This is a genomic window from Actinoplanes sp. NPDC051537 (genome assembly GCF_055586105.1).
Genome location: NZ_JBVJIU010000005.1, coordinates 77107 through 99679, shown reverse-complemented (window position 1 = coordinate 99679; position 22573 = coordinate 77107). Strand labels below are relative to the sequence as shown.

15 protein-coding genes are annotated in these 22573 nt (G+C 72.3%); 3 read left to right on the top strand and 12 right to left on the bottom strand.

The window, feature by feature from the left end; translation table 11 throughout:
• Positions 1-31 precede the first annotated feature (31 nt).
• Entirely contained in the window at positions 32-2242 is a 2211-nt protein-coding gene (locus ACZ6TB_RS13030) for a carbohydrate-binding protein (RefSeq protein ID WP_465553821.1), read from the top strand.
• A gap of 295 nt (positions 2243-2537) precedes the next feature.
• On the opposite strand, the gene tuf is transcribed toward ACZ6TB_RS13030, so the two are convergent.
• From tuf to ACZ6TB_RS12990, 8 genes are all read right to left on the bottom strand, one after another.
• Entirely contained in the window at positions 2538-3728 is a 1191-nt protein-coding gene (gene tuf / locus ACZ6TB_RS13025) for an elongation factor Tu (protein WP_465553819.1), read from the bottom strand.
• 243 nt (positions 3729-3971) lie between these two features.
• Complete coding sequence (locus tag ACZ6TB_RS13020; RefSeq protein WP_465553817.1) at positions 3972-4685, bottom strand: L,D-transpeptidase family protein; 714 nt, start codon at positions 4683-4685, stop codon at positions 3972-3974.
• Positions 4686-4703: 18 nt separating this feature from the next.
• Complete coding sequence (locus ACZ6TB_RS13015) at positions 4704-6863, bottom strand: serine/threonine protein kinase (RefSeq protein WP_465553815.1); 2160 nt, start codon at positions 6861-6863, stop codon at positions 4704-4706.
• A gap of 712 nt (positions 6864-7575) precedes the next feature.
• The gene (locus ACZ6TB_RS13010) at positions 7576-8193 is read right to left on the bottom strand and encodes a DUF998 domain-containing protein (RefSeq protein WP_465553813.1); all 618 of its coding nucleotides are present in this window, start codon (positions 8191-8193) and stop codon (positions 7576-7578) included.
• An 82-nt stretch (positions 8194-8275) separates the two neighbouring features.
• A complete protein-coding gene (locus tag ACZ6TB_RS13005; RefSeq protein ID WP_465553811.1) occupies positions 8276-10291 on the bottom strand; it encodes a hybrid sensor histidine kinase/response regulator in 2016 nt (671 codons plus the stop codon).
• Positions 10292-10363: 72 nt separating this feature from the next.
• The gene (locus tag ACZ6TB_RS13000; RefSeq protein ID WP_465553809.1) at positions 10364-11101 is read right to left on the bottom strand and encodes a phosphodiesterase; all 738 of its coding nucleotides are present in this window, start codon (positions 11099-11101) and stop codon (positions 10364-10366) included.
• 70 nt (positions 11102-11171) lie between these two features.
• Positions 11172-11711, bottom strand: coding sequence for a GNAT family N-acetyltransferase (locus tag ACZ6TB_RS12995; RefSeq protein ID WP_465553807.1), 540 nt, complete (start codon positions 11709-11711; stop codon positions 11172-11174).
• On the bottom strand, positions 11708-12454 hold the full coding sequence (locus tag ACZ6TB_RS12990; protein ID WP_465553805.1) for an SIR2 family NAD-dependent protein deacylase: 747 nt from the start codon (positions 12452-12454) through the stop codon (positions 11708-11710). The genes ACZ6TB_RS12995 and ACZ6TB_RS12990 overlap by 4 nt, the downstream gene beginning before the upstream one ends.
• 242 nt (positions 12455-12696) lie before the next feature.
• On the opposite strand from ACZ6TB_RS12990, the gene ACZ6TB_RS12985 reads away from it, so the two are divergent.
• A complete protein-coding gene (locus ACZ6TB_RS12985; RefSeq protein WP_465553804.1) occupies positions 12697-13794 on the top strand; it encodes a lytic polysaccharide monooxygenase auxiliary activity family 9 protein in 1098 nt (365 codons plus the stop codon).
• A 199-nt stretch (positions 13795-13993) separates the two neighbouring features.
• Here ACZ6TB_RS12985 and ACZ6TB_RS12980 read toward each other — a convergent pair whose 3' ends face one another.
• The gene (locus ACZ6TB_RS12980) at positions 13994-14932 is read right to left on the bottom strand and encodes a ribose-phosphate diphosphokinase (protein ID WP_465553802.1); all 939 of its coding nucleotides are present in this window, start codon (positions 14930-14932) and stop codon (positions 13994-13996) included.
• A gap of 180 nt (positions 14933-15112) precedes the next feature.
• Between ACZ6TB_RS12980 and ACZ6TB_RS12975 the strand changes: the two genes are divergently transcribed.
• Positions 15113-15955, top strand: coding sequence for an ABC transporter ATP-binding protein (locus ACZ6TB_RS12975; protein WP_465553800.1), 843 nt, complete (start codon positions 15113-15115; stop codon positions 15953-15955).
• On the opposite strand, the gene ACZ6TB_RS12970 is transcribed toward ACZ6TB_RS12975, so the two are convergent.
• The 3 genes from ACZ6TB_RS12970 to ACZ6TB_RS12960 are packed head-to-tail and all read right to left on the bottom strand — an operon-like array spanning position 15952 to position 22563.
• Positions 15952-16605 carry an ABC transporter ATP-binding protein gene (locus ACZ6TB_RS12970; protein WP_465553797.1) on the bottom strand — a complete coding sequence of 218 codons (654 nt, stop codon included), beginning with the start codon at positions 16603-16605 and terminating at the stop codon, positions 15952-15954. The two genes, ACZ6TB_RS12975 and ACZ6TB_RS12970, sit on opposite strands and share 4 nt — an antisense overlap.
• A 25-nt stretch (positions 16606-16630) precedes the next feature.
• Complete coding sequence (locus ACZ6TB_RS12965) at positions 16631-19576, bottom strand: ABC transporter permease family protein (RefSeq protein WP_465553795.1); 2946 nt, start codon at positions 19574-19576, stop codon at positions 16631-16633.
• The gene (locus tag ACZ6TB_RS12960; RefSeq protein WP_465553793.1) at positions 19573-22563 is read right to left on the bottom strand and encodes an FtsX-like permease family protein; all 2991 of its coding nucleotides are present in this window, start codon (positions 22561-22563) and stop codon (positions 19573-19575) included. Before ACZ6TB_RS12960 ends, ACZ6TB_RS12965 begins: the two co-directional genes overlap by 4 nt.
• Positions 22564-22573 lie beyond the last annotated feature (10 nt).

Sequence of the window (22573 nt, the reverse complement as noted above, 5' to 3'; positions counted from 1 at the left end):
TAGCACTTGATCTATCTCATCGGGAGGCCTCGTGAGGCGATCGACAACCGCGGCGCTTGCTGTCGCATCGACGGCCGGCTTACTGCTCGCGGCGGCGCAACCGGCCCTGGCCGGCGGATCACACCACCATCCGCGGGGTGAGATCGTCACCGGGACCTACTCGAGCGGGGCGGCGCACGCCTGGGAGCGGCTGCCCGGCACGCGCGTCGGGGACGGCCGGGACCAGGCGACCGACGCGACGGTCGTCATCGATCCGAGTCAGTCCAAGCAGGCGTACAGCGGCATCGGGTTCTCGCTCGACGAGACCAGCGTGTCCAACCTGTGGAAGCTGACGCCGGCCGAGCGGGAAAAGGCGATCAAGCTGCTCGTCGATCCGAGGACGGGGGCGGGGCTCGACCGGTTCCGGCTCACGATCGGCAGCCCGGACCTCATCGAGCACCTGCCGTTCTGGTCCTATGACGACCTGCCGGCGGGCGTGAGCGACGACTTCGGGCTCCAGCACTTCTCGATCCAGCGCGACGTCGACCTGCACATCGTCGATACCGCGCGACTTATTCTGAAATATAATCCGAAAGCGACGTTCTTTGCCTCGGCCTGGAGCGCGCCGGCCTGGATGAAGACCAACAACAAGTTTCTCGGCGAGGTCGCCCTCAAGCCGGGCAGCAGCACGGACTACTACCAAGTGGGCAAACTGCGCGATGACTGCATCGACGTCTTCGCCAAGTACTACGTCAAGTATCTCCAGGCGTACGCCCGCCAGGGTGTCCACGTCGACGCGTTGACTCTGCTCAACGAGCCGGGCATGGACGTCGTCTACCCGGCCATGGACATCAGCGTCGAACAGCAGCAGAAGCTCTCCGTCGCTATCAAGCGTGAGACCAGGAGGGCCGGCCTGCGCACCGACCTCTACGTGCACGACTTCAACTTCTGGGACTGGCACGACCCGAACAGCACCGCCACCAAGAACTACTACCGGATCATGAACGACCCGGCGGCGCGGCAGGCGGCGGACGCGATCGCCTTCCACCCGTACTGGGGCGATCCGACCGTCATGCGCGACGCCTACGAGCAATACGGCAAGCCGGTGCACATGACCGAGACCAGCGATCTCAACCCGGCCACCGTGCTCAGCTACTTCCGCCTCGACGCCAGCTCCTACGTGCTCTGGGCGCAGACCACCGACCAGGACGGCGGCACCCTGCACTGGACCGACAAACGGGACAACAACGTCGATTGGGACCAGATCGCGGCGACGACCAAGTGGCCCGACCGGCTTGTCAAGGTCAACACCAACACCAGGACGTTTTCCGTACGCGATGAGCTCTACCCGCTCGGACAGTTCGCCCGCTATCTGTCCCCCCGCGACACCCGGGTCGAGTCGAGCGGGACGTCCGGCGGCGTGAGCAACGTCGTCTACCGCGATGGCAACGACTTCACTGCCATTCTCGGCAATGCGAACAGTGCCGCGAAGTCGGTGCGCATTGTTCTCGGCGATGAGAGCTTCGCCGTCACCGTGCCGGCCGGGGCCTATGCGACGTACACCTGGAAAGCGCATGTCCCCAGCACGCACGGCAACCACGCCCCGGTTTTCGCGCCTCCCGGCGCGGTGGCCGCCGACCAGTACGTGACCACCACGTTCCGGCTGCGGGCCACCGACCGTGACCGCGACCGGCTCGCCTTCTACGCCACCGACCTGCCCGACGGTGTCACCCTCGACGCCCGCACCGGCGTCGTCACCGTGCACCCGACGAGCGCCGGCACGCAGAGCCTGACCTTCTTCGTCACCGACGGCGCGGCGAGCGCGAAAACGACCGTCCCGTTGACCGTCGCCCCGCACGGCGCGCCGATCGGCGAACGGGTCGAGGCCGAGTCCTATGTGGCCCAGCACGGCTGGACCGAGGGCGTGAACTTCATCGAGTCGAACGCGGCGGCGAGCGGCGGCAAGAACGTCGGCTGGACCGCCCCCGGGAACTGGTTGCAGTACCGCCTCGACGTGGCCACGGCCGGCACCTACGACCTGGAGCTCCGGGTCGCGAACGGAACCGGCGCGGTGGCGGCCGGGGCGGTGTCGCTGCGGGACGCCGGGGACGTCAAGCTCGCCACGGCGGATGTGCCGGACACCGGTGGCTGGGGCGCCTATCAGTCGGTCCACGTGCCGGTGACGCTGGCCGGCGGCGACCAGGTGGTCACGGTCTACTGCGAGACCGGCGGCTTCAACCTCGACTATTTGCGGTTGAGCTGACGGCGCGCGCACAGGTGAGCAGAGCAAGGCCACCGCGCACGCATAGGTAAGCAGAGCAAGGCCACCGCGCGCGCACAGGTAAGCAGAGCAAGGCCACCGCGCACGCAGAGGTGAGCAGAGCTGGGCCACCGCGCACGCACAGGTAAGCAGAGCAAGGCCACCGCGCACGCACAGGTAAGCAGAGCAAGGCCACCGCGCGCGCATAGGTGAGCAGAGCTGTGACGGTGGCCCGGCTGATCACTCAGCCGGGCCACCGCGCTGCCGGGCGGGCCGCCCGGTCGGTCGAGCGGCTCGATCAGTCGAGCAACTCGGTCACCGTGCCGGCCGCGACCGTGCGATTGCCCTCACGTACCGCGAAGCCCATGCCGGCCTCGAGCGCGATCGGCTTGCCCAGTGTCACGACCACGGCGTCGAGCGTGTCGCCGGGCCGGACCAGGTCGCGGTCCCCCAGGTCCATGCCACCGGACACGTCCGTCGTGTGGAAATAGAACTGAGGGCGGTAGTAGGCCGCGAAGGGCGTGTGCCGTCCTCCCTCGGCTGCCGTCAACGCGTACATGGTCGCCTTGAATTTGATGTGTGGCGTCACGCTGCCGGGCACCGCGACCACCTGGCCGCGCTGCACCTGCTCGCGCTTCACCCCCCGCAGCAGGACGGCGGCGTTGTCGCCGGCCTGCGCCGACTCCAGCGACTTGCCGAACATCTCGAGGCCTGTTGCGACACTGGCGACCGTCGAGCCGAGGCCGACCACCTCGACCGGCTCGCCCACGCGCAGCGTGCCCCGCTCGACCTTGCCGGTCACCACCGTGCCCCGGCCGCTGATCGACAGGACGTTCTCGATCGGCATCAGGAACGGCTCGACCAGCGAGCGCGGCGGCACCGGGACGTAGTCGTCGACCGCGTCGAGGAGGTTGACGACCGACCGGACCCAATCCGGGTCGCCCTCGAGGGCCTTGAGCGCGCTGACCCGGACCACCGGCACCTCGTCGCCGGGGAAGCCGTACTCGGACAGCAGCTCGCGGACCTCGAGCTCGACCAGGTCGAGCAGCTCGGGGTCGTCGACGGCGTCGCTCTTGTTGATCGCCACCACCAGGTACGGCACGCCGACCCGCCGGGCCAGCAGCACGTGCTCGCGGGTCTGCGGCATCGACCCGTCCTGCGCCGACACCACGAGGATCGCGCCGTCTACCTGCGCCGCGCCCGTGATCATGTTCTTCACGTAGTCGGCGTGGCCGGGCATGTCGACGTGGGCGTAGTGGCGGTTCGGGGTCTCGTACTCGACGTGCGCGATGGTGATGGTGATCCCGCGGGCGGCCTCCTCCGGCGCCTTGTCGATCCCCTCGAACGCGACGTACCGGTTGGCGGCCGGGTCGCGGTCGGCGAGGACCTTGGTGATCGCGGCGGTCAGGGTCGTCTTGCCGTGGTCGACGTGACCCATCGTGCCGATGTTGACGTGCGGCTTGTTCCGGACGAACTGGCTCTTGGCCATGATCTTTCGCAATCCTTACTGGAGGTAAGGCTGGTGTTTTCGGTACGCGATGTCCCCGTTGCCTTCGATCGGGAGCGCGTCAGAACCCATGCGGCGGCGACCCCTCCCCCGGGTTCTGCTGCCGATGGGGAAGGGTCAGAGTCGGGTATCGACGGTGTGCGCGCATGCGGGAGCCACCACGAGAGGCAGCTGCAGACCGAGCGCGAACATGCGGATCACGGTAGCCGGGAACGCTTTCTGGTTCTAACTAATTTCCGCGCCCGGGCCCATGACGATGCGGGGGTGGGCGGCGGGGTTGAGCCAGCGCAGGATCTTGACCAGGTCGGGGCGGCTCACGGAGACGCAGCCGGCCGTCGAGCCCTTGCCGCTGACGTGCAGGAAGATCGCCGAGCCGAGCTTCACGTTCACCGGATTTCTCGTGACATGTTCCCCGCGGCGGGCGTCCCAGCTGACCGAGGACGGAGCCGGGCGATTGAAATCGATCACGGCGGCGTACGCGTACTGCGTCGGAAAGGACGCCAGGCGCTCGGCCTGCGATGTCCGCCAGGTCCGGCCGGGGTTCAAAGCCGGCTGAAACAGGTTGTACGTGCGGGGATCGCGCTGGTCGCCGACCCAGTAGTCGTTGCCGTCGGCCCGCCGGTACGGCAGCCGGACGCCCGGGTTGGCGGCGAGTCCGAACGTCTCGGTGATCCGGAACGTGCCGATCGGCGTGGTCCCGGTGTTCTGCACGCGCTTGGCCGCCGGCGCCCATCCGGCCCACCCGTTGCGCGCCGCCATCGCCGGGAACGCCGCCCGCCATCGCCCATCGCTACCACGCTGGTAGGCACGCAGCGTGGCGTAGCTCGACCCCATCGCACGCCCGGTGACGACGATGGCCTGCTGTGCGTCACTCGGCGCGGGCGTGGGCGCGGGCACGGTCGCGGCCATCGTCGCCGCCAGCACGAATCCCCAGCTCACACCCTCACGGTAGGCCGATCACCAGCTGAAGGTGCTGCCCTTCGACGTGCTCGCGATCGTGCGGCCCTCCCGGACGTAGCGGAAGGACATCACCACGGCGTACGAGCGTCCGCGCGCCGGCGTCGCTCCGGCCGGCCCGCATCCCTGCGTCGACGCGTCACCGCCGAACGTCAGGTTCTCGCAGGTCTTGGGCCCGGCCACGGTGCGACCGCTGCCGGCGTCCTGGAGCGCCACGGTGATGCTGCCGGTGCCGCCGCCGGGCGCGGTCAGCGACGCCTGGTACTGGATGTCGCGGCCGATCATCTGGCACGGCTTCGGCCCGAGCGGCGTGCGGCTGCTGAAGTCGAACGCGATGCTCTGCCGGCAGACCCACGGCCCGTACGGCTTGGCCTCGGGTTGCGGTGACCGCGGCTTGGTCACGCTTGGTGACTTCCCCGACCGTACGCGGGGAGTTGTCACCGATTGTCCGCCCTGGCCGCGTTGATCGGCCGTCGCCGCCGGAGGCGCCGCGGCGGTATGGGTGACGGCGGCCCGGCGCGGGGTCGTGGTCGCGGCCGTGCCGTGGAACCGCCGCTCGCTCGCGGTCGGCGCGGCCAGCACCGGGGTCGAGGCCTGCGCCCGCGGTTCCCCCTCGGCGCCGTGGAAACCCCAGACGGTCGTCGCGACCGCCGCCGCGATCATGGCGGTGGCGATGATTGTCATGGTCGCCCCCGGCCGGGCCCAGCGCCATTTGGGGGCCGCGTTGCCTTTGTCGCCTTGTCGCGGAAGCGGCAGCAGGCTGACCGCCTCGGGATCGCCGCCGGTCCGGTTGCCGCCGCCGAGCCCTTCGCCGGTCCGGTTCTCCCCGGTCTGTCTCTTGTTTTCCGGCCGGGTCACGCCCTCGGGGCGTTTGTCGCTCCCGCTCTCCTGCGCCGGCCCGCCCTCGTGCGAGCGCCCGCTTTGCTGCGCCGGCCCGCCCTCGTGCGAGCGCCCGACCTCGATCGACCGTCCTCCGGACCTCGCCGGTCCCGCCTCGGCCCGGCCGGCATCACCGTCACCCCGGCTCCGCGCGTCCTTCGCGTCGTTCCCCGGAAGCCCGCCGTCGCGGGCCGCCCCCATCCCGGCGTGCTCGCCCTCGTTCCCGGGCCAGCGCACGTTGCGCCGCACGGCTCGGCCCTGGTCGAGACCGCGCTGAGCCGGCGCCGGCGCGCCCCCGGTGTGCTCGCTCGGCTTCCACACCCGGTCCAGCCCCACGACGGACTTGTCCGGGTCGATCTCCAGCGAGACCGGCCGGTCCGGCTTCGGCAGCGCCGGCACGTCGGCGAGCTGCCGCACCGCGTCCGACAGGTCGGCGACCATCTCGGCCGCCGTCGGGCGCAGCCGCGGCTTGGTCGACATGCAGGCCGCGACCAGCTGCCAGATGTCCTCGGGGATGCCGGGGCGGCGCTCCGGGTTGCCCTCCATGTGCCGGCGCATCAGGTCGGGGATGGAGTCGCTGTCGTACGGCGGGCGGCCGCTCACCAGCTCGTACAGGAGCACGCCCAGCGCGTACACATCGGTTGCCGGGCTTGCCGTTACGCCGTGAAAGGCCTCCGGCGCCATGTAGTGCGGGGTGCCCACGACCGCATTGGGCGTCGTCATGCTGGGCGTGTTCAGGATCCGGGCGACCCCGAAGTCCGTGAGCCGGGTGTCCAGCCTGCCGTCCTCCACGAGCAGCAGGATGTTGTCCGGTTTCAGGTCCCGATGGATCACGCCGAGCTCGTGCGCCTCGGCCAGCGCGGCCGCGACTTGCGCCGCGAGCCGGGCCGCTTCCCCCGCCGGTACGGTGTGGTGCTCCCGCAGGTGGTCGCGCAGGCTGCCGCCGTCCACCAGGTCCATCACCAGCCCGAGCGTCTCCCCGACGCTGAACAGGTCCCGCACCCGCACCACGTTGCGATGTCGCAGCATCAGCAGGATCGTCCGCTCCTGGACGAAACGGGTCACCAGCTTTGGCTGCCGCAACAGGCTCTCGTGCAGCAACTTCACCGCGACCGGCGTTCCCGAGGCCCGGTCCACGCCCCGCCAGACGGTGCCGGTCGCGCCCTGCCCGATCGGATGCTGGAGGACGTACGAGTTCCCCACGCATCGCCCGCTGAGATCCATGGTCGACGCGCCGTCGGAATCCGCGCGTGCGACGCTGCTCGTGCGATCCTTGGTCACTCAAGCTTCCTCTCGGGCAGTCAGCGATGCCCCGGAATCCTGCTGTTTGTCCGGATCGACTGGCAAGCCTGCGCGCCCAAGTTCGCACCTTTGGTAGGAGTCGCCGGTTTCGCGTCACCGACGGGGTCGGCGCTCGTTCGAGCAGTCGGGTAGGCGACCGGTCTGGCCTCTCACCTGCCGTTTTCGCGAAGGCAGCAAGATCGCGCCGCGCCCAACCCCCACCCGTTGCGGGTGGGGACGAGTGAAACACCCACCTGTGACACTTTCCCCGCGTTGTCCACAGGGGCGCGGCCGTCGCAGGCTCACGCCACCCCACCCGTATGCGGGTAGGGCGCCACCCCACCCGTCTGTGGGTGGGGCCGAGCGAAACACCCACCTGTGACACTTTCCCCGCGTTTTCCACAGGGGCGCGGCCGTCGCAGGCTCACGCCACCCCACCCGCTTGTGGGTGGGGCCGAGTAAAGCAACCACCTCTGACATTTCTCGCGCGTTGTCCACAGGGCAGGCGATCCGCACGACCGCGCGGGCACTTCAGCCTCGCGGGCTCCGACCGGACGCGCAGGCTCCGGCCAGCCTCGAGGCTTCGGCCGGGCGCGCGGGCTCCGGCCAAGCGCGCGGGCTCCAGCCAAGCGCGGGCTCCAGCCAAGCGCGCGGGCCCCGGCCAAGCGCAGGCTCCAGCCAGGCGCGCGACACCCACCGGGCGCCCCAATCCTCACGGCCCCGCCGGCACCCCCGCCTCGCGGGTCCCGGCCGGCTGGTCGACCGCCGACAGCCGCAGCGCACGCAGGCCCAGGACCGCGAGCCACGTAAAGCCGACCCCGATCGACAACCGCTGGAAGACGCCGGTCAACGACTCCACGCCGCCGGCCAGGACGAAGAACGCCGGGATCGCCACACCCACCGCGCGGCAGTACCAGCGCCAAGGCGTTGTCGGGCGCCAGCGGGCGGCCACGAAGGCGGCGGCCGTCAACGGGATGAAGACGAAAGCCGAGGCGATGTCGTGGACGATCCCGTGGGTGGTGCGGGCCGCCGTGTAGGGGGCGGGGTCGCTCACGAAGATGCCGGCCACGATCAGGCCCACGCCGAAGACGGCGATCAGCACGCCGGTCCAGGGGGTGACGGTCCGGCGGGCGGCGACTGCGAACGCCACTGCCAGCGCCCCCGTGACGAGGAAGTTGGCGATCTGCAGCCAGCCGCCCGCACCGATCGAGGCCTCGCTCACGAAGTCGCGGACCGGGTCGTAGTTGTCCCGGATCCGGTCGTTCACGAGGAAGACCGCGATGAACAGCGGGCCGCCGATCACCCCGCACCAGAGCAGGAGACGGGTCATACCCCGGACGATAGGCGTCGATCCCTGTGGCGGGCCTGAGCGCGGGCCTGAACGCGGGCCTGAGCGCGGGCCAAGAAGGCCCCTACTCCCCCGGTGACGGTTGCGGGCCGCAGAGGGTGCGGATCGCGCCGAGCAGGGTGGAGCGGGTGAACGGCTTCTCGATCAGCATGCTGTTCTCGTCGAGGTGCAGCTGCGGGCCGAGCGAGGCCGCCGTGTAACCGGACATGTAGAGCACCGGCAGGTCGGGGTGGTGGGTGCGCAGCGCCGAGGCCAGCTCGGGGCCGGTCATCGTGGGCATGACCACGTCGGTGATCAGCAGGTCGGGGTGCGCGCCGGCGGCGACCTGGGTGACCGCCATGAGCGCGTCGGTGGCGACCGTGATCGCGTAGCCGGCCGGCGCGATGAGCCGCTGCACGAGCTGGGCCACCTCGGGCTGGTCCTCGACGATCAGCACGTTGCCGATCACCTGGGAGGCGCCCTGCCGTGCCTCGGCGGGCTGGCGTTCCTCGGCGGCCGGCAGGTAGAGGTGGACGGTCGTGCCGAGGCGCGGCTGCGACTCGAGCTCGATGTGGCCGCCGATGCCCTGCACGATGCCGGCCGTGGTGGCCAGGCCGAGCCCGGCCGCGGTCGGCCGGGTCGTGAAGAACGGCTCGAGGGCCCGCTCGCGCACCTCGTCGGTCATGCCGGTGCCGGTGTCGGTGATCACCAGGTGGACGAGCCGGCCGCGGGGCGCGCCCTCGGGCGGCTCGCCCTCCTGGTGCACCTCGTTCACGGCGGCGACCCGCAGCATGCCGCCGTGCAGCATCGCGTCGCGGGCGTTCGCCGCCAGGTTGACCAGGGCCTGCTCGAGCGGGCCGCGCTCGGCGCGCACCGGCCACACGTCGGGGCCGAAGGCCAGGTCGAGCCCGATGTGCTCGCCGAGCGTGCGGCTGAACAGCGACTGCACGTCGGTGAGCAGGTCGGGGATCGGGATGATCTCGGGCCGGTTGCCCTCGCTGCGGCCGAACGCGAGCAGCTGGTGGGTCAGGGTGCGGCCGGTGTTGACCGCCTCGAGGATGTCGTTGGCGAGGCTGTGCTGCGACGAGCCCTCCTCGGCCGAGGACAGGATCATGTCGGCCGAGCCGCCGACGACCGTGAGCAGGTTGTTGAAGTCGTGCGAGATGCCGCCGATCAGCTGGCCGAGGCTGTCGAGCCGGCGCAGATGGTCGAGCTGCCGCTTGAGCCCGCGCGCGTCGATGTGGTCGGTGGTGTCGGTGACCATGCAGACGACCCCGTTGAAGCGGCCCTGGTCGTCCATCAACGGCATCATGCTCATCCGTACGCTGCGACGCGACCCGTCGGCCCGCATCAGCCGCGTGGCGCCGACCGTCGAACGCCCCGCCTTGCATTCGCTGAGCCGCCGGGTGAGCTCCTTCTGGCCCTGGTCGTCGAGGAAGCCCCGCAGCGAGACGCCGACCAGCTGATGCCGCGGCATGCCGAGCACGACGCCGATCGGCTCGTTCGCATACGTCGCGACGCCCTCCGCATCGAGCTGGAGCACGCCCTCGGGGATCGTCTCGAGCACCCGCCGGTAGCGCTCCTCGCTCGCCCGCAGCCGTTCCAGCGCTTGGGCGCTCGACACGGCCAGGGCCAGCTCGCCGGCGATGTCACGGGCCAGCTCGACCTCGGCGGTCGAATAGAGGGCGCCCGGCGTCTCCCGGGTCAGAACCAGATAGCCCGCGTACGTGTTGTCGACGATCACCGGGCACAGCACGGCCGCGTGGACCTGGTGCTCCTCGCCCGCCAGCGGCTCGACCCCGTCGCCGGCCAGCACGATCGGGCGCCGGCTCGCGGCCAGCGCCGTCGAGAAGTCGTCGTCGGGCAGCTGACCGACATGGTCGAGCACCCGGCCGAGCGCCGCCGAGCGTTCGTCGTCGATGTGCCGATAGGTGATCGCGTCGTATCGGCCGTCGTCGCGCAGCAACTGCACGCCGGCGCCGTCGCCGATCATGTCCGCCGCCGCGCGCGCCGCCGTCGAGCGCACCTCGGTGGGATCGTCGGCGACCCGGCTGAGCGCCAGGGCGAGGTCGGCGAGCGCGTACCGGAGGGGGTAAGCCATGACACCCATGTCGTTCATGATCCGTGTCCAGTGGGGTGCGTGCGGCCGGTTCGCCAGGTTTGCAACCGTTGTTCAGAGGATGACGCGGTAGTGGGTGGTGATGCGGCGGTCGTCGCCGAGCAGATGAAACGCGATCATCGGCGGCAACCCGGGGTCGATCAGCCCGTCCCCCTCGAACGGCAGCGTCGACGTCGAGACCACGCCGGGGGCGGCCAGGAGCGGCCGGCCGGCGAACGTCGTGACGGCCGGGGTGTGTGCGTGCCCGCAGAGCAGGGCCACCACCTGGGGGTGCTGCCGGACCACGGCGGCCAGCCGCTCGGCGCCGAACTGCCGGATGCCGTCGACGAACGGGATGCCCAGCGTTACCGGCGGATGGTGGAAGCAGACCAGGGCGGGCAGCTCGGGGCGGCCGGCCAGGGTCGCGCCGATCCACTCCAGCGTCTCGTCGGCGAGCAGGCCCTCGTTGCGCCCCGGGATGCTCGAGTCGCACATCAGGATCAGGGTGCCGGCTATCTCGTACGCCCGGTTGATGGGTTGGTCGCCGGGCTCCTCGTCGAGCAGCGCCTTGCGGTAGGGCGCGCGGGAATCGTGGTTGCCCGGGCACCACAGCACCGGGCAGGAGAGCTCGACCAGGCCGCGGAGCCGCTCGTACTCCGCCTCGGCGCCGTGGTCGGCCAGATCGCCGGTCACGATCACCGCGTCGGGCGGGGACGGCAGGCCCGCCAGGTAGCGGAAGACCCGGCCGGTGCGGTCGGCGCTGCGGTCACCCGCGTCGACATGAACGTCGCTGACGTGCGCTATCAGAACCATGCGCCGACGCTATGCCCGCGGGGAGATCCACCTCGACGGCCAAAGGTCGACGAGTGGCAGCGACTTTGGTCTAGGTGGGAGGCGGAGACAGGCGGTACAGAACGTGCCGCCGCTCCGGCCAGTCGGCCGGGACCCCAGGATGATCGAAATCCTCGGCCGGGTCGTGGGTCATGCCGAGCTTCTCCATGACGTGGCGGGACTCGGTGTTCCGCGTCGTGGTGAAGGAGACGATCTCGGGGAGGCCCAGCGTCTCGAAGGCGTAGAGCACCGCTCGGCGGGCGCCCTCCGTCGCGTACCCCTGCCGGTGGAAGGACGCGCCCAGCCGCCACCCGATCTCGACGCCCGGCGCGAACGGAAGCCCGGGGTTCAGCGGCTGGAGGCCGACGAAGCCGGCGAAGGCGCCGGAGCTCTTGATCTCGACCGCCCAGAGGCCCCAGCCGCGCTCGATGATGCCGGCCTCGATGCGGTCGGCGAAGGAGTCGCTGACGTCGCGGGCGAGCGTCGACGGGAAGTGCCGCATGACGATCGGGTCGGCGTTGAGCTCGGCGAACGGTTCGCGGTCCTCGGCCTGCCACTGGCGCAGGATCAGCCGGTCGGTGGTCAGGCTCATCGTGGCCACGCCCGTTTCACGAGGTCGGGAAGGATCTCGGCGGCCGTCCCGCGCAGGTTGACGTCGGCGACCGCGTCGAGGGCGGTCGGCTCCGGGTTGATCTGCACCACCGTCGCGCCCGAGCGGGCGGCCACGTACGGAATCTCGGCGGCCGGGTAGACCAGGCCGGACGTGCCGATGGTGAAGAGCAGGTCGCAACCGAAGACGGCCTCGGTGGCGGCGGAGAGGGCGGCCGACGGAAGGTTTTCGCCGAACCAGACGACGCCCGGGCGGATGCGTTCGCCGCAGGCACGGCACCGCGGCGGCTCCACCTTGCCCGATTTGTCGGGCTTGGGCGGAAGGTCGGCGTTTATCCCGCAAGAAGAACATCGCGGCGCGAACAGGCTGCCGTGCAGGTGGATCGGCGACGAGGACCCCGCCCGCTCGTGCAGATCGTCGACGTTCTGCGTGATCAGAACCGTCTCCGCGACGTGCGCCTCGATCGCGGCGACCGCGTCGTGACCGGCGTTGGGGCGCACCCGCTCGATCTCGGCGCGGCGCCACTCGTACCAGCCCCAGACCAGCGCCGGGTCGGCCCGGTACGCCTCGGGGGTGGCCAGCGCCTTGGCGTCGAACCGCGACCACAGGCCGGTCAACGCGTCCCGGAAGGTGGGAACGCCGGACTCGGCCGACATGCCCGCCCCGGTGAAGACGACCACCCGTTTCGCGCCACGGAGCAGCTCCGCGGCGTCACGCTCCGGCATCCCCCGACCTCCCGAGCAGCTTCTCGGCCGCGGCCCCAGTGCCACGACGCTCCGGCATTCTTCCGCATCACCGGTCGCTCCCGCCTCCCCGTACCCGCTTCACACCTTGTTCATCATTGACAGATGTCTATTCAACGGGGATGGTTGGCGCACCGCCGGGTCACGCGCCGGCGAAGGCCGAGGGCAGCCTTCGCCACCTTTCCCCGTTCGAAACGAGATCACCCGCGGAGCACTGAGCCCTCATGAAGATGAAACGTCTGTTCATAAGCGCCGTCGTCGGCGCCCTCGTCGCCACCCTTTCGGTGGTAGGCCTCTCGTCCGGCCCCGCGCAGGCACACGGCAACGTGATCAGCCCGGCCTCCCGCAACTACGGGTGCTGGCAGCGCTGGGGCGACAAGTTCCAGGACCCGACCATGGCCACCCTCGACCCGATGTGCTGGCAGGCGTGGCAGGCCGACCCGAACGCGATGTGGAACTGGAACGGCCTGTTCCGCGAGCAGGTCGCCGGCAACCACCAGGGCGTGATCCCGGACGGTCAGCTGTGCAGCGCCGGCCACACGCAGAGTGGTCGCTACAACGCGCTGGACGTGGTCGGTGACTGGAGGGCGACCACGGTCGGCAACAACTTCACGGTCCAGGTCTTCGACCAGGCGCTGCACGGCGCGGACTATCTCTGGGTCTACGTCACCAATCCCGGCTTCAACCCGGTGACGACCGCCCTGAAGTGGTCGGACCTGACCCGGGTCGCGGTCGTCGGGAACACGCCGGCGGCGCAGTGGACGCCGGTCACCGGCGGCGTGCAGCTCAACATCCCGGTGGCGCTCTCCGGGCGTACCGGGCGGGCCATGGTCTACACGATCTGGCAGGCCAGCCACCTGGATCAGTCGTACTACTGGTGCAGCGACATCGACTTCGGCGGCGGCGGCGGCGGAAGCACGCCCCCGACGACGCAGCCCACGACACCACCCCCTACGACCACACCACCGACGACGACGCCCACCACGCCGCCCACCACGCCGCCCACCACGCCGCCGGCCGGTAACGGCTCCTGCACGGCGACCTACGCGCTGAGCAGCACCTGGAATGGCGGCTACCAGGCGGGCGTGACGGTCACGGCCGGCGCTTCGGCGATCAAGAGTTGGACGGTACGCCTGACGTATCCCAGTGCGCCGGCCATCCAGCAGACGTGGAACGCCACCTCGAGCGTCAGCGGGAACGTGCAGACCGCGACCAATGTCAGCTACAACGGCGCGCTCGCCGCGGGAGGCAGCGCCACGTTCGGCTTCCTCGGTTCGGGCACGGCCACGACACCGACCGCGACCTGCACCGCCACGACCTGAGGACGCTCTCTCTTCTCAACGCCGGGCCATCCGGCTAGAGTCCTTTGGGAGCGCTCCCAACATTAACCCCCATAGATGAAGGGAGGCCCCGCAGCATCTTCGCGTGACACCGGTTCCTAGAGACACATCCGTCCGCAACGGACTGAGAGCGGGGGTCGGGACGCCCTCCCCGTCCCCCGCTCACCCGTGCACGCATGGGTCAGGCGAACAGCGCGCTGACCGACTCCCCGTTGTGGATCCGGCGCATCGCCTCGGCCAGCGCCGGCGCCACCGAGAGGATCGTCAGCTTCTCGGTGTGGTTCTTCCGCGGGATCGGCACCGTGTTGGTGCAGACGATCTCCTCTATCTCCTTCTCGTCGGAGAGCCGCCGCACCGCGTCCGCCGCGAACAGCCCGTGCGTGCAGGCCACCCGCACGCTCCGGACGTTGCGCTCGCGCAGGCGGGCCAGGAGCTCGAACACCGTGCTGCCCTTGGCGATCTCGTCGTCCAGCACGATCACGTCCCGGTCGGTCACGTCGCCGATCACCGTGCTGATCACGACCTTGTCGTCGGCGAAGCGCTGCTTGGCGCCGGCCGCGACCTCCACGCCGAGCAAGCGGGCGAAGGCGGCCGCCTCCTTGGCGTTGCCGAGGTCGGGCGACACCACGACGGTGTTCGACAGGTCGTACCCGCGGAAGTGGTGGGCCAGCTCGCGCAGGGCGTGCAGATGGTCGACCGGGATGCTGAAGAAGCCGTGCACCTGGGGCGAGTGCAGGGTCATGGCCAGGACGCGATCGGCGCCGGCCGTGGTCAGCAGGTCGGCCACCAAGCGGCCTCCGATGGAGATGCGCGGGGCATCCTTCTTGTCCGAGCGGGCGTACGCGTAATGCGGCAGCACGACCGTGATCCGTCCGGCGCTCGCGCCCCGGGCGGCGTCCAGCATGAAGAGAAGCTCGACCAGATTTTCCTGTACGGGTGGGACCAGCGGCTGGATGAGGAACACGTCCCGCTCCCGGCAGTTCCCCTGCAGCTGCACCTCGATGCAGTCGTTGGCGAAACGGGATGTCCGGGTGGGCAACAGCGGCACGCCCAGATGCAGGCAGATCTCGGCGGCGAGCTCGGGATGGGCAGATCCGGAGAATACGGCGATGTCGCGCACGGCACCCACCCTAAGAGGCCGCGGCCGGACACTTACGAGCGACCTTTGGGTACGCCGCGGCGGCGGCCGGGATCGTTTACGACCCCCAGCCGCGCGACCGGTCGGTGACCGGCGGTGTGCTGGAAGTTCGGGCCCGGCCATGGGTCGTCACACTGGCCGGATCTTCGCTAGCGTGAGCGCATGAACGGACTTGCCGTGGCGTGCCGCCGGGTCGTGCACATCTATCGGGCCGAGGCCGGCGACGTGGTCGCGCTCGCGGGCGTCGACCTCTCCATCGCGCCGGGCGAGACCATCGCGCTGGTCGGCCCCTCCGGCTCCGGCAAATCCACGCTGATCGCCCTGCTGGCGGGCCTCATGCGGCCGTCCGCGGGCCGGATCAACATCGGCACGTACGACATGGGCAAGCTTTCCGACGGCGAGGTCTCGCGGCTGCGCGGCACCGAGATCGGCGTAGTCCTGCAGGGCGCCTCGCGCAACCTTCTGCCGTACGCCTCCCTGCACCGCAACATCTGGCTGGCACAGCGCCGCGCGGCGCACACCCGCGGCATCAAGCTCGACGACCCCGATCGCATCCTCGACCTGGTCGGGCTGCCGGGTCAGGGCCGTCAGCGCCTCAACGACCTCACCCCCGGCGGCCGCCAGCGCGCCGCCCTCGCCGTGGGCATCGCCACCGGCCCGGGCCTGCTGCTGGTCGACGAGCCGACGAGCCGCCTCGACACCGCCGGCCGCGACGAGGTGCTGGCCGCGATGGAGACGGTGAACGCCGAGCGCCAGACCACGATCGTCGTCGTCACCCACGACAACGAGGTCGGCGCCCGGCTGGGCCGCGCCGTGACGATCCGCGACGGCCGGGTCGGCGCCGAGGGCCGCGACGGCCAGGACTTCGCCGTGGTCGCCGGCGACGGCACGGTGCAGCTGCCGCCCGAGGTGCTGGGCAGCTACCCGCCCGGCACGCTCTTCACGGTCCAGCACATCGACGGCGAGGTGACCCTCGTCCCGGGCGGCACCGACCACGCCGCCTAGGGCCGCGCCCAGATCGCCTCGCCGTCGGCGAGGTGCAGCTCGCGGTCGCAGGCCGCCGCCGCCTCCGGGTCGTGGGTGGCGAAGACGACCGCCGCGCCCCGGGCCGCCTCGGCCTTGAGCAGCTCGATGACCCGCTGGCGGTTGGCCGCGTCGAGCTCGCTGGTGATCTCGTCGGCCAGCAGGACGTCACCCTGCAGCGCCAGGCCCCGGGCGATGGCCGTCCGCTGCTGCTGGCCGCCGGACAGCTCCTCGATCAGCTGGTTGGCCTGCCCGGAGAGCCCGAGCGGTTCGAGCGACTCCGCGGTCCGGCGGCGCGCCTCGGCCGGCGTGCCCCCGGTCGCGATCACCGCCACCGAGATGTTCTCGGCCGCGGTCAGGATCGCGGCCAGCCCGTTGTCCTGCGGGATCAGCACCACGCCCAGCGACACCGCCTGATCGCGGTCGGCCAGCTGCTCCGCGTCGACCAGCACCCGCCCGGCGACCGGCCGCAGCAGCCCGGCCATGGCGCTGAGCAGCGTGGTCTTCCCCGCGCCCGACGTTCCGGTGACGGCCAGGATCTCGCCGGGGCGGGCCGTCAACGAGACGGCGGTGAGCACCGGCCGATCCCCGTTCCAGGCCAGGTCGGCGGCGTCGACGGTCAGCGTCTTCACGTATCTCTCCTCGAAAAGCGGCGACTCATGGGATGCGGCGGTGCAGGTCACGACCGGTGGCGACGGCGACGGCGACCAGCACCACGAACACCGCGGCCGCGGTGCCCAGGACGGTAAGCGGGCCGGGCCACCCGGGCAACGGGAGGGCCGGCGGGTCGAGGCCGGCGAGCGGGAGCGCCCACCCGGTCAGCGCCCAGGCGACCATCGCGACCAGGAAGCCGGCGACCGCGGCGATCGCGACCAGGGCCGGATAGGTCCACAGGGTCGCGCGGCCGGCCACCGTACGGGGAACGCCCTGGGTCCGCAGCGCCGAGAGGTCCTCGACCCGCCGGGCCCGGTCGACCGCCGCGGCCAGCACCAGCGCGGCCGTCCCGAGCAGCACCGACAGGCCGCCGGCCAGCACGTAGAACCAGACCGACAGCGCCGGGCCCTGCTCGCCCAGCTGGCGGCGAACCTGGGACGAGCGGGTGTCGTCGACGACCGTGAGGCCCTGCGCGGCCACCCTCTCGAGAATGTCGGAGGGCGCGAGCGGGTTCAGCCACACCTGCGGGCCGAGCGCCGGCGTCGTGTCGGCGGAGAGCCGGTCGGCGTAGTCGAGGTCGACCAGGATCGCGTCCTCCCCCAGCCGCGGGACGGCCGGGACATGGCCGGCGAGGCGCACCCGCATCGGCTTGCCGTCGAGGCCGGTCACCGAGTCGATCGGCGGCGGCGCGCCCGAATAGACGGCGGGCAGCGGCGTGGGCGCGTCGTCCGGCCGGAGCCAGATGCCGTCGGGAAGGCCGCCGGGGGCGGTCGCGTCGACGACCAGCCCATCGCCCCGCCACCGACCGGCGCTCTCGAGGTCGGCGAGCGAGTTGATGGCCACCCGCCCGGTCACGCCGGACACGGAGGCGGCCACGGTCACCTGGATCCCGTTCAGCCGGCAGCCGTCCCGGCAGGCCGGAACCCGCTGCTGGTAGGTGAAGCGCCCCGGGTGCAGCTCGCCGAGGCCGACCCGGGCGTCGCCGAGCCCGGTCAGCGACGACACCGCCAGCGTCAGGCGCAGCTCCCGCCCCTTGGTCACGCCGGTGGTGGTGGCGTCGACCGTCACGTCCTGCCCGGCGAGCACGACCGGTTCGCCGGCGGCCGGGTGCAGCGCGGCGGCCACCGACGAGGCCGGTGGGCCGCCGCCGGGCCAGGTGGCCACCGCGGCCAGGCGCGGGGAGTCCACGGCCAGGCCGAGCGACTCGTCGGCGGCCGAGCTGGGCAGCCGGACCGCGGCCATCGCGAAGCGACCGTCCGGGTCGATCCGGCGCACGGCGTTGAGCAGCTGACTGCGGTAGACCGGCTGAACGGTCAGTACCCGGTCGGCGCCGATGCCGAGCCCCGCCTGCACGTCCCGGCCGCGGGCGGCCACGTCGATCGCGCAGGCCGCGTAGCCGGCCACCGCCACGGTCGCGACCAGAAGCGCGAAGAGGCGCTGGGCGCCGGGCCGCCGGGAGAGCTGGAAGGCGGCGAGGGCCGGGCCGAGGCGGCCGGCGCCGAGCGACCGGGCGGCGTACGAGGTGACGGCCGGCACCAGCGCGCGGGCGACGAGCAGAGCCAGGGCCAGCACCAGGAACGCGGGCGCGAGCAGGCCCAGCCCGGTGAGCTTGCCGCCGGAGAGCGCCAGCTGAACGCCGCTGACGACGGCCAGCAGCACGACGACCGCCTCGACCGCGAACGCGCGCGGTCCGTTGACCGGGGCCGGGTTGCGCCGCAGCAGGGTCGCGACCGGGCTCACCAACTGCCGGCGCTGGGCCAGCGCGGCGGCGGCGAGCGCGGCCACGGTGGCGTACGGGGCAAAGCGGAGTGACCCCCACCCGGCCGCCGCGCCGGCCGCCGGAAAGCGGGCCGCCGCCACCGCGTCGACGAGCAACTGCCCGGCTATGCACCCGGCCACCGCCCCGGCCAGGATGGCCGCCAGGCTCTCGCCCGTCGCCAGCCACCACCTGGTCCACCAGCGGCTCCCCCGCAGCGCGACCAGGGCCAGCTCCGGCTGCCGGCCCTGCGCGCCGTAGCTGACCGCCAGGAAGATGCTGAAGCAGGACAGGAGCACCAGCGGCACGGCCAGCACCGGCACCAGTACCCGGGCCGCCCGCCGGCCGGCGTCGATCCGGTCGAGCAGTTCCGGCAGATCGGTGTTGACCTGCACCGACGGGCCGAGGTTTGAGGCCGAGTCGCCGAGCGCGGCCAGCCCGTCACGCAGTGCGCCGAGGTGGTCGATGTCGAGCGCGGCGGGCCCGGCGGTGCCGTCGATCGCCATCTGGGTGAAGCCGTGGTCGGTCGCGTCCATCGTGGGCCGGTCGATGAACAGCGGCTCGCCCGGACCACGGCCCGGCACGGCGGTGAAGTAGCCGTGCTCCCCCCAGTAGCCGTCGTCCGGGGCCGGCACCGCGTACGTGCCCGCGATGGTCAGCCGCTTCGGCCCGCCGTCGGGCAGATAGAGCGGGTTCGCGTCGTTGTTGTTGAACTTCGCGAAGGTCAGCGTGAGCGGGTCGCCGGCGGCAAGCTTCAGCCGGCGGGCGGTCTCGGCGCCGATCACCACGTCACCCTCGCCGATCAGGCAGCGGCCGGCCACGATCCGCAGGTGGGCGCAGACGTCCTGGCGGAAGACGACCGGGGAGGCGATGACGTCGTCGGCCTCGAGCCCGATCACCGGGTACTGCGCGGAGAAGACGTAGTCGAAGCCGGGCAGGTGGACCAGGGCGGCGCCGAGGTTGGTGAACTGGGGACCGCCGTCGGAGACGCGGGCGTCCTCGACGGCGCTGAGCGACAGGCTCCGCTCGGCGGTGGTGGCGGTGGCGATCTGCCCGGCGGCGACGGCCCGGTCGGTGGCGGCCAGATAGGCGGGCGAGGCGACGGCGGCGGCCACCGCGAAGAGTGCGAGCAGGGCGAGCGTCAGCGACTGGCCGCGGCGGGTCCAGACCATGGCGAGGACGAGGGAGATCATCGGGCGATCTCCCGGACCAGCGGGCGGACGGCGAGCCAGCCGGTCACGCCGAGCACGATGAGCGCGACCAGGCCGGCGACGGTCAGCGCGAGGGGGCCGAGGGCGCCGGGCCGGGGCAGCACGTCCCAGCCGTCGGTGAAGGCCGGCACGGCGACGCGGGCCAGCGGCCGGGCGAGCGCGGCGGCGGCCAGGCCACCGATCAGACCGGTCAGGAGCAGAGAGGCGATTCCCGCGTACGCGGTGAAGACCGCGACCCGGCCGCTGAGCCCCTGCCGCCGCAGCGCCCCGAGATGCTCGAGCCGCGTGCGCCGGTCGACCGCACCGGCGACCCCGATGGCGGCGGCCGCGAGCAGCAGCCCCACCGACCCGGCGATCAGGGCGAACCCGGTCGTCACCGCCGGCGCCTGGTCGGCGAGCCGGGCCGCTCGGCCGCCGGTTGTCTCGTCCGCGCTGATCGTGAGGCCGGCGCCGAGGAGCGCCGCGACGATCCCGGGCCGGGCGCCGGGCGCCAGCCACACCTGGAGGTCGCCGGTCGGCGTGGCGTCGCCGATGATCCGCCGGGTCGACTCGAGGTCGGCGAGGATGCCACCCCGGCCGAGCACGGGCAGCGCGGTCACGGTCCGGACGACTCGCACCGGGGTCGGCGTGGCGCCGAACGAGTGCAGCACGGGCGCGCCGAACTGCCAGGTCGCGGGGGCCGGCCCGGCCAGCACGATCGGCAGCGGCAGCTCGGTGTCGACCGGGTAGGCGGCGATGCCGGCCCGGTTGGCGTCGACGGCCAGGTGCAGGGCGCCGCCGCCGGCGGTCACGTCGAGGGCGGCGGGGTCGGTGCCGGGCCGCCAGCGGGCGATGTCGCCGAGCAGGCCGGCGTCGAGCACGGTGGCGGCCGGGCCGGTCTGGTCGAGGCCGCGCACGACGACCTCGGTGCCGGACGGCAGCGCCTCGGGCTTGCCGTCGTGGCCGATCGGCCCGGCCAGCTCCCAGCGCAGGATGCGGCAGCCGGGCGGCTCGGCGCAGCCGGCGACCGGCGCCGTGACGGTCCGCTCCCCCCGGGCGAGCGCACCGAACCGCACCGGCACCGGCGCGCCGGTGGTGTCGTGCTGAAGCATCAGCGAGAGCGTGGCCGGCGCGGCGCCGCCATAGCGGACCCGGACGGTCAGCCCGGTCCCGGTGATCATGGGCAGGGCCGGGGGCAGGTCGCCCCGGGCGGTGGCGGCGGCGAGGATCCCGGCCGGCCCGAACTCGGGTCGCCAGCGAGCCACGGCGGCGAGCCGGCCGCTGTCGACGGCAAGGATGGGCGGATCACTCGCGGTGTCGACGGCGACCGCCATGGCCTGGTCGCCCTTCGGGTCGGCGCGACGCACGGCGGCCAGCAGCGCGGTGCGGTTGGGCGCCTGGACGCTCAGCACCCGGACCGCGCCGAGCTCGGCGGCGCTGCGCTCGAACCGGGCGGCCCGCTCCCCGGCGTAGCCGCCGGCGGCAGTGGCGAAGACGGCGACCGCCACCACGATCAGGGCGAAGACCCGGTCGCCGCCGGGCTGGCGGGACACCTGCACGGCGGTCAGCCCCACCCGCAGGTGGCCGGTGCGCACGGCCGCGCTGCCGCCGCGGTCGGCGATCCGGCCGAGCAGCCGGGCCAGCAGCAGCGCCACCGCCAGCGCGACCAGGGCGGGCGCGGCGAGCGCGAGCCCGGTCCCGACCGCCGAGGCGCGGGCCTGATAGACGGCGGCCACCGCGACCGCGAGCAACAGCATGTCGGCCAGGCCCGACCGCCAGTCGCCGCGGCCGGCGCCGACCTGGCGGAGCAGATCGCCGACCGGGCGGCGCAGGGTGGCGGCCTCGATCAGGGCCAGCACGGCCAGACCGCCGGCCAGCACGAGGGCGACCGCGCCCAGGGAGAGCACCAGCGCGGTCCGCTGGTCGGCGGCGCGGGTAATCGGACCGGCCAGCGCACGGGCGAGCAGGTAGCCCAGCGGCAGCCCGATCAGCGACCCGATCACCAGCGGCACCAGATGCTGGCCCCAGGCCAGGCGCAGCATCGCGCCGCGGGTGCTGCCGCGCAGCTTGAGCAGGGCCACGTCGCCGTGCCGGTCGCGTCCCGTGTAGCGGCCGGCCAGCCCGATCGCGAACCAGGCCAGCACCAGCACCTGGACCATGGCCACGAGCACGCCGCGGGTGATGCCGTCCCGGTCGCGCTCGATCGTGCCGAGCAGCGGTCCGGAGGAGTTGACCAGCCGCAGCGAGGCGAGATTGAGGTCGTTGTCGGCGACCCTCAGCACCTGCGCCAGGTCGTAGCCGTCGTCGCCGCGCAGCAAACGGTCGGGCACCTGCACGTCGAAGGTGACCGTCGGGTTCCACAACTGGCGGATCCGGAACGTGCCGATCGGGGTGAACGCCGGGTCGAGGCCACCGTTGGCGGTGAACAGCGGGTTGCTCCAGTAGGTGCCGGCCGGGTCCTTCAACGCGTACGTGGAAACGATGTGCAGTTTGATCGGCTCGGAGGTGGGTGTGTTGCGCAGGACGAGATCGCCGCCCGGCGCGAGGTTGAGCTGCTGGGCCGCGCTCGCGCTGACGGTGGCCTCGAAGTCACCGCGCGGGCACGGTCCGCTCAGGAGCAGGTGCGCGCAGACGTCATCGCGGTAGGCGGCCGCCATGAGCGGGGTCTCGCCGCCACGGCTGGCCGACATCGGCACCACCATGCCGTTCACCGGGGTGCCGGCCGGCAGTTTGAGCAGGCCGCCGGCGGTGCGGCCGAACTGGTCGAGCGCCGACCGGGCATCGCCCTCGGTGTCGAGGATCTTCCGGATCGACAGCGTGCGCTGGCCGGGCGGGGCGGAGGCGACGTCGCCGGCGGCGGCCCGGGTGCCGGCCGCGATGGCGAACCACGGGCCGGCCGCGGCCACGGCGGCGGCCAGCGCGGTGAGGATCAGCACCGTCAGCACCTGGGCACGGCGGGTACGCACCGCGCCCCAGACGAGTGCCAGCATCCACCCTCCC